We start from the raw sequence: 11,781 nt of genomic DNA, 5'->3' as shown, positions 1-11,781 counted from the left end.
ATTTCACACAACACACTCTTGTGCCCATACTCTTAACATGGCATTTCCTGATTTATGAAGATGAAAAGAGACCTCCCTGACTTCTACACCATAATTCTCTTGTTGAAGACCAAGTAAAACGGGACCTAAAAAGTCAGACATTTTGCCTTCCCGGTCCACGAGCGGAAATAGTCGAACTTCCTTAGCAATTCTCGCTAATTCGCGAATAACAATCAAATGAAAATCAACCGTTTGCTCATCTAAATCAGCAAAGAAATAATGTGGGCTTAAAGCAAATTCAAACGTAAAATCTGCAAAAGGTAAGTGGTAGTCATTGATGCCTAAGTATCTCCCCTCCTTTTTACCATTGCTGAAATCGGCAAAAAAATCCTGCATTCCTCGTTGTCTTTTATCCAATAATTTCTCAAAGCCACCACTGGACGAAAAATCAAACTGATCTTGATGTTGTTTTATTTCATCTGCCATATTGGCAAAAATCATTTTTGCTTTAGAAGACAAGGTGTCTTTATCTAAAACAAATAAAGGATCGCAGCTCACTATTTGTTTCTTCATCTTAGTCAATTGGGAGTTTACTGCGCTCGGTCCACAACCGTACTCCAAAATTCCTGATTCAATTTCTGCTTGTGATAAATCAAACATTTCTAAGTAATCTTCAGCTCTATGTCCCCATAAAACAAGCTTTCGCATGAGCCATACTCCTCTCTCTAAACGCTAAGGCAAGATTAGGTGATTTTTATTACAAGGTAAAGATTCATTTTAAAATAGTTTGTTTTAGAAGAAGCCATCAAGGTGACAAACATCCCGCGTTTGGGTATAGTCTGCGTATTTATCAACGGAACAGGAAGTACTCCATGTACACAGGCTTAGACTACCAATTGGGCGATACCTACGACATGCTTCGTGATAGCGTTTACCAATTCGCAAGAGCTGAAATTGCCCCCTTTGCTGCAAAAATTGATGAGAGCAATACTTTCCCAAATCACCTCTGGCGCAAGTTAGGAGACATGGGATTATTGGGAATTACAGTCAGCGAAGAATATGGCGGAGCAAACATGGGCTACCTTGCTCATGCCATTGCTATGGAAGAAATATCTAGAGCATCAGCTTCTGTTGGACTTAGCTATGGGGCTCACTCTAACCTTTGTGTGAATCAGATTTATTTAAATGGAAATCACAAGCAAAAACAGAAATATCTGCCTAAACTTATTAGCGGCGAGTTCATCGGTGCCTTAGCCATGAGTGAGTCCAATTCAGGCTCTGATGTTGTGAGTATGCAATTGCATGCAAAACCTGCTGGCGATCATTATGTTTTAGATGGTACCAAAATGTGGATTACCAATGGCCCTGATGCAGACGTCTTAGTGGTTTATGCCAAAACCGATAAACAAGCTGAGAGTAAAGGGATAACTGCATTTATCATTGAGAAAGGCATGCCTGGTTTTAAAACAGCCCAAAAGCTTGATAAATTAGGAATGCGAGGTTCGAATACTTGTGAATTAGTGTTTGAACAATGCAGAGTGCCACAAGAAAATGTTCTTGGCACCCTAAATCAAGGGGTGAAAGTGCTGATGAGTGGACTTGATTACGAACGTACCATTCTCGCAGCAGGTCCTGTAGGTATTATGCAAGCTTGTTTGGATGTGGTTTTACCCTATGTGCATGAGCGCAAGCAATTTAATCAGGCTATCGGTGAATTTCAGTTCATTCAGGGTAAATTAGCCGATATGTACACCGAATTAAATGCCTGTCGCTCCTATTTGTATTCCGTTGCAAAAGCGTGTGACAATGGAAAAGTGAGTCGTAAGGATGCCGCTGGAGTCATTCTGTATACAGCGGAAAAAGCAACTCAAATGGCATTACAAGCAATACAAACCCTCGGCGGTAATGGATATATTAACGAATATCCTACAGGTCGTTTATTACGAGATGCCAAGCTTTATGAAATTGGAGCAGGAACTTCTGAAATTAGAAGAATGTTAATCGGAAGGGAACTTTTTAAAGAAACATTATAAGGAATAATGGCATGGAAAATAATGATGTAGTTATTGTTGCAGCAAAAAGAACTCCCATGGGAGCAATGCTTGGTACTTTATCAGCACTTACTGCGCCAGAATTAGGTGCTGTCGCACACATGGCCGTTTTATCCGAATCAGGTATCAGTCCAGCAGAAATCGATGAGGTCATCAGTGGTTGTGTATTACAAGCTGGTATTGGTCAAGCTCCAGCAAGACAAGCAGCGATTAAAGCAGGAATACCAAACTCTACTGGTGCGACAACAATTAATAAAATGTGTGGCTCAGGAATGAAATCCGTGATGTTTGGCCATGATTTAATTAAAGCAGGTACAGCAAATGTCATTCTTGCTGGCGGCATGGAAAGCATGACAAACGCTCCCTACTTACTCGCTAAAGCAAGAGCAGGCTATCGACTTGGACATGGTGAAATCAAGGATCACATGTTTTTAGATGGTCTAGAAGATGCCTACACGCGTGGACAGTTAATGGGATGCTTTGCTGAAGCTACTGCTAAGCACTACAACTTTACTCGAGATCAACAAGATGAGTTTGCACAACGCTCAATGACTAAAGCACTTAAAGCAATTGAATCAGGACTATTTAGTGCTGAAATTACTCCTGTTACTCTATCCACTCGTAAAGGAGATATCACTGTCAATACAGATGAGGGGCCTGACGAAGCTAAGCTGGCTAAAATTCCTCAATTGAAACCCGCTTTTCAAGCAGATGGAACCGTGACAGCAGCAAACTCTAGCTCAATTTCAGACGGAGCAGCTAGTTTAATTATTATGAGTGCAACTACTGCAGAAAAACGTGGAATTAAACCAATAGCTAGGATTGTTGCTCATGCCAGTCACGCCCAAGCTCCTGAATGGTTTACTACAGCTCCAGTTGATGCTATCCGCAAAGTAATGAATAAAGCGAACTGGAATCAAAACGACGTTGACTTGTATGAAATCAATGAAGCTTTTGCTGTAGTAACGATGGCAGCAATGACTCAATTGGAACTTAACCCTGAGCACGTAAACATTTATGGTGGTGCATGCGCATTAGGGCATCCAATTGGTGCATCAGGAGCTCGTATCCTTGTAACACTGCTAAATGCTTTGAAGCAAAACAATAAACGCCGAGGTGTCGCTTCATTATGCATTGGCGGTGGAGAAGGAACAGCAATGGCAATTGAATTGTTGTAAATCACAACAAAAGACACTTCAGTACGAATACTGAGGTGTCCTCTGCATTAAAATGAAAGGAAGTACATGCTAAGACATAGCCTTATTTACCTATTCGCAAGTTTATTGATTGTGTTTTTTGCTAAATACGCACATAGTCTTGTGGTATACATTGATACCTTTTTCCTTTACGTTAACCTCAAATTAACCCCGATATTTAGCCAAACTGGTTGGGGACTCATCATTAGAAAAATAATAGTTCTTATGATTTTGCCAATTATCATTGTGGGTATACCTGCAATGCTCTATCGCGTGATAAAAGGTAAAGACATGCCTCATTTTCTGCCAATTGTTTGGGTTGTTTGGACTATTATTGTCCTCAGCGATATTTTGATTCAGTAAGGATAAACTATGGCTAAGCTCACTACGCAAATCAATCCTGCGAGCCAAGAATTTAAAACCAATCAGCAAGCAATGCAGACCCTAGTTGAGGATCTCCAGAGCACGATTCATCGAATTGCCTTAGGAGGTGATGATAAAGCTCGGGCTAGGCATACACAGTATGGAAAATTACTACCTCGAGAACGACTCCGACAATTATTAGATCCAGGAGCTCCTTTTCTTGAGTTTTCACAGCTGGCAGCCTATCAGACTTATGAAGACAATGTTCCAGCTGCTGGAATCATTACGGGTATAGGTCACGTGTCAGGAGTTGAGTGTGTCATCGTTGCTAATGACCCAACGGTAAAAGGAGGGACCTATTATCCGTTGACCGTAAAAAAACACCTAAGAGCACAAGAAATTGCACTAACAAACCACTTGCCCTGTGTTTATTTAGTTGACTCTGGAGGGGCTTTTCTCCCCCGACAGGATGAAGTATTTCCTGATAAAGAACATTATGGTCGTATATTTTTCAATCAAGCTCAAATGTCCGCATTAAATATACCTCAAATTGCTGTCGTAATGGGATCCTGTACAGCAGGAGGGGCCTATGTCCCCGCTATGGCAGATGAATCCATTATGGTGAAAAATCAAGCCACTATTTTCCTTGGTGGACCACCTTTAGTTAAAGCAGCGACTGGAGAAATAATCAGCGCAGAAGAGCTGGGAGGAGCAGATGTCCACTGCAGGCACTCGGGTGTGGCCGATCATTATGCTGAAAATGACTCTCATGCACTGCATTTAGCAAGAGTCGTTGTAAGCAATTTGAATCGAAAAAAGTCGGTGACTCTCGACCGAATAGACACAGTTCCCCCCGTTTATGATACTGAAGAATTAAATGGTATCGTTCCCTGTGATTTAAGGAAGCCATTTGACATTCGTGAAGTGATTGCCCGCATCGTGGATGGTTCTGAATTTGATGAGTTCAAAGCGTTATTTGGAACTACTCTGGTTTGTGGATTTGCACGCTTATATGGTTATCCAGTGGGTATAATTGGTAATAATGGAATTTTGTTCGGTGAAAGCGCTCTCAAAGGCAGCCATTTTGTTGAATTGTGTTGTCAGCGCAAAATTCCGTTGATATTTCTACAAAATATTACTGGATTTATGGTGGGCTCCAAATACGAAGCGTCAGGGATAGCAAAGCATGGCGCTAAAATGGTAACTGCTGTAGCAAACGCAAATGTACCAAAACTTACTGTTTTTGTGGGAGGTAGTTTTGGTGCGGGAAATTACGCCATGTGCGGACGAGCCTACAGCCCTCGCTTTTTATGGACATGGCCAAACTCACGTATTTCAGTCATGGGAGGTGAGCAAGCGGCCAATGTTCTAGCCCAAGTGAATAGAGATAAGTACGGTAAACAAGGCAAAGAGTGGCCAATCTCAGAAGAAGAAGCATTCAAAGCGCAGATGCGCGCTCAATATGAATCTCAAGGAAATCCATATTATGCAAGTGCACGACTATGGGATGATGGGGTTATTGCTCCCAAAGACACCAGAATTGTTCTAGGTTTAGGACTGTCTGCCGCACTAAATGCACCAATTCTTCCAACGCATTTCGGCGTGTTTCGCATGTAAGAGGATAAACCAGTGAGTGAATTATTATACGAACAACAGGGTAAAATTGGTTTAATTACTTTGAATCGCACAAGTAAGAACAATGCGTTCAATAACCAATTGCTTTCAGACATGATGAAGACACTTGATATTGCGTTTGCTGATAGTAAAGTTCGCGTCATTATCCTAAAGGCCAATGGAAAGCATTTCTCAGCCGGGGCTGATCTGGAATGGATGCAGAGTATGGTTTCATTTTCTGAACAAGAAAATCTGCAAGATTCCTTAGTATTAGGCAATTTAATGTACCATTTACATCACTCCCCGAAACCCACTATTGCGATGGTCCAAGGCTCTGCCTACGGTGGTGGTGCTGGTTTAATTGCTGCTTGCGATATAGCAATCGCAGCCAATAACGCGCGATTTTGTTTTTCAGAGGTAAAACTTGGTCTCATCCCAGCCGTCATTAGCCCCTATGTGGTCAAAGCGATTGGTGAAAGAATGTCAAAAATGCTGTTTATGAGCGCTGAGATTATTGACGCAAGCAGAGCACATGCCATCAATCTAATTCAACATTGCGTCCCAGAGGATCAATTACTGGAATTTACGCTGAACTTCGCTAATCAGATCGCTCAGAATGCCCCTGAAGCAGTAAAAGCCTCTAAAGAATTAGTTGAGAAAGTGGCCTCTGCAGTCATTGACGAAAAGCTGGTCCATTATACTGCTACACTGATCGCACAAAAACGTGTATCCGCCGAAGGTCAAGAAGGTTTAAAAGCATTTTTAAATAAAGAAACACCAAATTGGAACAAAGGTTTAAACCATGTTTGATAAAATTCTCATTGCGAATAGAGGCGAAATAGCCTGCCGAATTATTAAGACCGCCCACTCTATGGGTATACATGCCGTTGCAGTGTATTCTGAGGCAGATAGGGACAGCTTACACGTTAGACAAGCAGACAGCGCTTATTTTATTGGCGAAGCACCAGCCAAAGAAAGCTATTTGGATATACCTAAAATTGTTCAAGTGGCTAAAGAATGTGGAGCACAAGCTATACATCCAGGTTATGGTTTTTTATCTGAAAATCCAGATTTTGCAAAAGCATGTGAACAAGCTGGGATAGTATTTATTGGCCCATCCATTAAAGCCATTGAAGCCATGGGTTCAAAGCAAGTCGCAAAACAATTGCTTGAAAAGACAGCTGTTCCATTAACCCCGGGGTACCATGGAAAAGGACAAAGCGAAGAGCAACTGTTGGATGCTGCAAAAAAAATTGGCTTTCCTGTATTAATAAAAGCAGCTAATGGTGGTGGCGGGAAAGGGATGCGAGCTGTGTATAAAGAGATGGAGTTCCACGAGGCATTAGCTGGGGCAAAACGGGAATCCATGGCCTCATTTGCTGATGATACAATGATTATTGAAAAACTCATCACCAACCCACGCCATGTTGAGCTTCAAGTCATGGCAGACAATCATGGTCAGGTCGTGCACTTATTTGAAAGGGATTGTTCAATTCAACGGCGACATCAAAAAATCATTGAAGAAGCCCCTGCCCCCAATTTACCAGCAACCTTAAGAAAAAAACTATCTGAGGCAGCTTGTGAAGTGGCTCGGTCTATTGATTATCGTGGAGCAGGTACAGTTGAGTTTTTGGTCGATGACCAAGACAATTTTTATTTTATGGAAATGAATACTAGGCTACAAGTTGAACATCCAGTCACTGAAATGATTACAGGGCTGGACCTTGTATCTTGGCAAATAAAAATAGCCGCCAACCAACATCTGCCGCTTAGCCAAGAACAAATTCAAGAGAACGGACATTCGATTGAGTGCCGTATTTATGCGGAAGACCCTTATCAGCATTTTATACCATCGATAGGTCAGATCCATTATTTGCGAGAGCCGAAAGGTGATGGTGTTCGGATAGATACAGGCGTCACAGTAGCCTCTGAGATTACGCGCTTCTATGATCCTATGATCGCTAAATTAATTGTTTGGGGAGACAGCAGAGAGCAAGCTTTACAACGCTTATCGCAAAGTCTTAGGCATTATCTGATTGGTGGTGTTAAAACGAATATCCCATTTCTACAAGCCATTTGCTCGCACCCTAAATTTAAACAGGCTGAGCTATCCACTGATTTCTTAGAAAAAGAAGCCATTGAACTACCCATTCCTGATGTTGAGTCGGCTACTCTTTTAGCCACCGCTTTGGATTATTTAATCCTTCAACGATCTTATTCAGACCCCCTTTTATCTGACTCATTTGCCTGGCAAATGCATCTTAGAAGCCATTGGGTCTGGCGCTATCAACAGGATGGTGCAATGATCGAAGCAGAAATAACTCCCATTAATCATAGCCAGTTCTCACTAAAAACAATGGACAGAGAATTCCAGATCCATGCTCGTTTTGCGGATGGACAGTTGATGATTTCGGCAAACAACCAGCACCTTAAAGCTCATTTTGAAACAAAACCATCACTTATTACTTTTTATACCGAAAATGGCATTTTAACCATTGAACGATATCGTTGGAGTAAATTGGATGCGCATGCTTCAAGTCATAAAGGCCAACTGACAGCGCCGATGCCTGCAACAGTCGTTGCTGTATTAAAAAACAAGGGCGATGAAGTTAAGGCAGGTGACAGCCTCATTATTTTAGAAGCGATGAAAATGGAACACACTATTCATGCACCAATAGATGGCATATTATCTGAGGTATTTTATTCCGTTGGCTCACAAGTGAGTGAAGGGGCTGAACTACTGTCACTCAGCGAATCCGAAACGTAAGAGAAGGCTATGGACTACCCAAAACAGGTGACGATAATCGAGGTAGGACCTCGAGATGGCTTGCAGAATGAATCCTTTTTTGTACCTACTGATAACAAGATTGAATTCATCAACGCGCTAAGTCAAACAGGCTTAACACAAATTGAGGTCACCAGTTTTGTATCCGCAAAAGCAATACCTCAACTGGCAGATGGCGAGGATGTATTTCGCTCTATCCTTAAAAATAAGCAAGTTCATTATTCAGCACTTGTACCTAATGAAAAGGGAATGCAAAAAGCGCTGGCAGCCGGAGTCAAGGAAATCGCTGTATTTACTGCTGCCAGTGAATTGTTTAATCAACGGAATATCAATTGCTCGATTAAAGAGAGCATCGAACGGTTCAAGCCTGTCATTCAGCTAGCAAAATCGAATCAAATAAAAGTCAGAGGATATATTTCTTGTGTTTTAGGTTGTCCCTACGAAGGAGAAGTAAAACCAGAGAAGGTAGCCCAATTAACCCAAATTCTTCTTGAGCACGAAGTGGATGAAGTATCGCTTGGTGACACTATTGGTGTAGGAACCCCAGGCCAAACAAAAAAGGTATTAGATCTGATACTCCCTAACATCCCAATTTCCAAGCTGTCCATGCATTTCCATGACACTTATGGACAAGCAATAGCCAATATTCATGCCTCATTGCAATACGGTGTTCATCGTTTTGATAGCTCCGTTGCTGGACTAGGTGGCTGTCCCTATGCCCGTGGAGCGAGTGGAAATGTTGCCACTGAAGACGTGCTTTACTTAATGCATGGTTTAGGAATTGATACTGGTATAGATATATACAAAGTCGTAACCATAGGTGACATGATCTGTAAGATCATTGGTAAAAAAAATCAATCAAAAGTAGCTAATGCGTTATTAGCTAATCCGTGTAATTAATCCTAACAGCAGAGATAGTTCGTCATGAATGAAATGGTATGGAATCCAAAACATCCCGAAAAAAGCAGAATGTGGCAATTCATGGAGTTTGCCGCTAAAAATCACTGTCAAATTTTTAATAATTACAATGAATTACATACATGGTCAGTTAAGCATCCAGAAACGTTCTGGAGTTGTCTATGCGATTTTTTTAAACTGACTTTTGATACCCCACCACACCAAATTTTGAATTATTATGCCGACATGATGGAGGCGAGGTGGTTTTCTGGCGCCCAATTCAATTTTGCGCAAAAGCTATTAAGTCGAAATGATGATCACCCTGCATTAGTAAGTTTAAATGAAGACAATGAACGGTGTGTAATCACTTATTCTGAACTCCATAAACAAGTTGCAGAGTGCGCTGCCGGGCTTAAAGCAATAGGCGTTACTGTTGGGGATAGAGTTGCAGGTGTGATGCCGAATACTTCACATACAATCATTGCCATGCTGGCAACAACCTCTTTAGGTGCCATCTGGTCCTCCTGCTCACCTGATTTTGGAGCACAGGCCGCGCTTGATCGTTTAGGTCAGGTTGAGCCCAAGGTCCTATTTATTTGTGATGGCCATCAATATCAAGGAAAACAACATAGTGCTGATGATAAAATTGTTAAATTACATGAGGCTATGCCTTCTTTATCTCGTATTGTGATTTGCCCCACTATTAATAACACACTTCAATTCAAAGAATTACCTAAAGTTGTGCAGTGGGAAACTTTTATTAAGCCAGCAACACAATGCGAATTTGCCTCCCTGCCCTTCGATCACCCTGTTTACATTATGTTTTCTTCAGGAACTACTGGTAAACCTAAGTGCATTGTACATGGGGCTGGAGGAACTCTGATTCAGCATTTAAAGGAGTTGGGATTGCACTCTGATCTCCGTTCAGAGGATAACTTATGCTTTTATACGACTTGTGGTTGGATGATGTGGAACTGGACAGCATCAGCCTTGGCGCTAGGAGCCACAATTACTTTGTACGAAGGATGTCCTACCTATCCTGAAGATAACCGAATGTTCCAGCTCATTGCTAACGAAAAAGTCAGCGTTTTCGGCACCAGTGCAAAATTTATTTCAGCGATTGAAAAAGCAGGTGTGCAACCAAAGAGTCACTGTGATCTAACAAAATTAAGAACGATTTTAAGTACTGGCTCCCCCTTACTGCCCAAGAACTACGATTTTGTTTATGAACACATAAAAGACGACATTCAATTAAGCTCCATATCTGGTGGCACAGACATTATTTCTTGTTTTGCGTTGGGAAATCCCATTCTCCCAGTATACAGAGGTGAGCTTCAATGCATCGGTTTGGGGATGGAAGTGGATATCTTTGACGAACAAGGTCACTCCATTAAAGAAAAACGTGGTGAATTAGTCTGTACAAAACCATTTCCCTCAATGCCAGTCGCGTTTTGGAATGACAAAGATCGAAGTGCATACAAGAGGGCCTATTTCGAACGGTTCCCGGGTGTATGGGCACATGGTGACTTTGCTGAGCTGACTGCTCATCAAGGTTTAATTATCTATGGCCGTTCTGATGCAGTCTTAAACCCTGGCGGTGTCCGTATCGGGACAGCTGAAATTTATAGACAAGTTGAAACCATTGAGGACGTGGCAGATAGCATTGTAATAGGCCAGGATTGGCAAGATGATGTCCGAGTGGTTTTGTTTGTAAAACTCAAAGAAGGTCTACAACTTAATCAACAGCTCATTGATAGAATTAAGACTACCATCAAAAGCAACGCCTCTCCAAGACATGTTCCCGCAGTCATACTTCAAGTACCAGATATTCCTAGAACATTGAGTGGGAAAATAGTTGAGTTGGCTGTAAGGCAAGTAGTGCATCACCTGGAAGTAAATAATTTGCAGTCTTTGGCCAATCCAGAGGCTTTGGAATATTTTAAGAATCGGCCTGAGTTAGAGGTTTAACAAATATATCCGCTCCCTTACGATCGCGGATAAGACTACGATGTTGGGGACGGACCCTGAGCGTTCCACACGAATAATTGATTTAACTTATTGAAAATAAATGATTTAAAAAATTTGAATGTGCATGGTGATTATGATCAAATAGCGTTTCGACAAACAATATGAGACCGCCACCATGCAACAGATGCCATTATTACATAAAGAATTTGAAAAAGAATTACCTTTTGTTCATAAAACACGATTAGATTGCCTAATGAAGGCTTGCAATACTGCAGCAAACAACAACACGCTTTTTTTAACGGGTCTAGGAAGAAAAGATCCCTCACCAACTAAGACCAGCAGCAATATAGAGAAAGTAAACCGGTTATTGGGAAATGAGCATCTTCATAAAGAGCGCCCATTATTTTATCAGGCAATGGCTTGTCGATTAATTCCAAGCTGGATGAACCCATGGATCCATGTAGATTGGAGTTGTATCAATCCAACAACGAATCTCTATTTATTAAGAGCAAGCATTTCTGTAAAAGGGCGTTCTATTGTGCTTTATGAGGAATGTCACCCTAAGAAAAAAGAGAACAATCATGTTGTTCACAAGCAGTTTTTAAAGAATCTTAAAGCCATTTTACCCTCTTGTGCCACCCCAATTATTGTTACTGATGGAGGATTTCGAGCCCCATGGTTTATGGCTGTTCGTGAGATGGGGTGGAATTTTGTAGGACGGTTGCGCAATAAAAACCTTGTACTTACGGAGGATGCACAGGCCTGGCAATTAAGCTCGCTTTTTTTTGAACAAGCAACGGGAAAACCTGCCCATTTGGGGCATGCGCTCTTAACTGAAGAAAAACAAGTGCCTGTTCATTTAGTGCTTTACAAAGGCAAAAGTAAACATAGACATCAGCGTAACCTCAATAAGAAGATCGCTGCTTCG

The 11,781-nt window shown here is 41.5% G+C and carries 10 protein-coding genes; 9 read left to right on the top strand and 1 reads right to left on the bottom strand.

Annotated features, from left to right (window positions below; all coding sequences use genetic code 11):
• Window positions 1–3: 3 nt before the first annotated feature.
• Complete coding sequence (locus Lwal_RS08830; protein ID WP_058480437.1) at window positions 4–687, bottom strand: hypothetical protein; 684 nt, start codon at window positions 685–687, stop codon at window positions 4–6.
• A 164-nt stretch (window positions 688–851) separates the two neighbouring features.
• Between Lwal_RS08830 and Lwal_RS08825 the strand changes: the two genes are divergently transcribed.
• From Lwal_RS08825 to Lwal_RS08785, 9 genes are all read left to right on the top strand, one after another.
• Window positions 852–2,012 (top strand): isovaleryl-CoA dehydrogenase, encoded by a 1,161-nt coding sequence (locus tag Lwal_RS08825; protein WP_058480436.1) that lies wholly within the window; start codon window positions 852–854, stop codon window positions 2,010–2,012.
• Between the two features lie 11 nt (window positions 2,013–2,023).
• Window positions 2,024–3,208: an acetyl-CoA C-acyltransferase gene (locus tag Lwal_RS08820; RefSeq protein ID WP_058480435.1), complete on the top strand. Its 1,185-nt coding sequence runs from the start codon at window positions 2,024–2,026 to the stop codon at window positions 3,206–3,208.
• A 66-nt stretch (window positions 3,209–3,274) separates the two neighbouring features.
• Complete coding sequence (locus tag Lwal_RS08815) at window positions 3,275–3,589, top strand: hypothetical protein (protein WP_058480434.1); 315 nt, start codon at window positions 3,275–3,277, stop codon at window positions 3,587–3,589.
• Window positions 3,590–3,598: 9 nt separating this feature from the next.
• Window positions 3,599–5,206 (top strand): carboxyl transferase domain-containing protein, encoded by a 1,608-nt coding sequence (locus tag Lwal_RS08810; RefSeq protein ID WP_058480433.1) that lies wholly within the window; start codon window positions 3,599–3,601, stop codon window positions 5,204–5,206.
• 12 nt (window positions 5,207–5,218) lie between these two features.
• A complete protein-coding gene (locus Lwal_RS08805; protein WP_058480432.1) occupies window positions 5,219–6,013 on the top strand; it encodes an enoyl-CoA hydratase-related protein in 795 nt (264 codons plus the stop codon).
• On the top strand, window positions 6,006–7,970 hold the full coding sequence (locus tag Lwal_RS08800) for an acetyl/propionyl/methylcrotonyl-CoA carboxylase subunit alpha (protein ID WP_058480431.1): 1,965 nt from the start codon (window positions 6,006–6,008) through the stop codon (window positions 7,968–7,970). The genes Lwal_RS08805 and Lwal_RS08800 overlap by 8 nt, the downstream gene beginning before the upstream one ends.
• Before the next feature lie 9 nt (window positions 7,971–7,979).
• Window positions 7,980–8,888, top strand: coding sequence for a hydroxymethylglutaryl-CoA lyase (locus tag Lwal_RS08795; protein WP_058480430.1), 909 nt, complete (start codon window positions 7,980–7,982; stop codon window positions 8,886–8,888).
• A gap of 24 nt (window positions 8,889–8,912) precedes the next feature.
• The gene (locus Lwal_RS08790) at window positions 8,913–10,853 is read left to right on the top strand and encodes an acetoacetate--CoA ligase (RefSeq protein ID WP_058480429.1); all 1,941 of its coding nucleotides are present in this window, start codon (window positions 8,913–8,915) and stop codon (window positions 10,851–10,853) included.
• 175 nt (window positions 10,854–11,028) lie between these two features.
• Window positions 11,029–11,781 (top strand): IS4 family transposase (locus tag Lwal_RS08785; protein WP_193787226.1); only part of this gene is annotated, 753 nt, incomplete at its 3' end.

Origin of the sequence: Legionella waltersii (assembly GCF_001468085.1) — a bacterium.
Taxonomy (GTDB): domain Bacteria; phylum Pseudomonadota; class Gammaproteobacteria; order Legionellales; family Legionellaceae; genus Legionella; species Legionella waltersii.
The sequence above is the reverse complement of the archived record's forward strand: the minus strand, read 5'-3'. Positions and strand labels throughout refer to the sequence as shown.

Coding starts and splice junctions, on each gene's coding strand:
- Lwal_RS08795 (WP_058480430.1), top strand. CDS start 7,980: ATGGACTACCCAAAACAGGTGACGATAATCGAGGTAGGACCTCGAGAT.
- Lwal_RS08790 (WP_058480429.1), top strand. CDS start 8,913: ATGAATGAAATGGTATGGAATCCAAAACATCCCGAAAAAAGCAGAATG.
- Lwal_RS08810 (WP_058480433.1), top strand. CDS start 3,599: ATGGCTAAGCTCACTACGCAAATCAATCCTGCGAGCCAAGAATTTAAA.
- Lwal_RS08820 (WP_058480435.1), top strand. CDS start 2,024: ATGGAAAATAATGATGTAGTTATTGTTGCAGCAAAAAGAACTCCCATG.
- Lwal_RS08830 (WP_058480437.1), bottom strand. CDS start 687: ATGCGAAAGCTTGTTTTATGGGGACATAGAGCTGAAGATTACTTAGAA.
- Lwal_RS08800 (WP_058480431.1), top strand. CDS start 6,006: ATGTTTGATAAAATTCTCATTGCGAATAGAGGCGAAATAGCCTGCCGA.
- Lwal_RS08825 (WP_058480436.1), top strand. CDS start 852: ATGTACACAGGCTTAGACTACCAATTGGGCGATACCTACGACATGCTT.
- Lwal_RS08815 (WP_058480434.1), top strand. CDS start 3,275: ATGCTAAGACATAGCCTTATTTACCTATTCGCAAGTTTATTGATTGTG.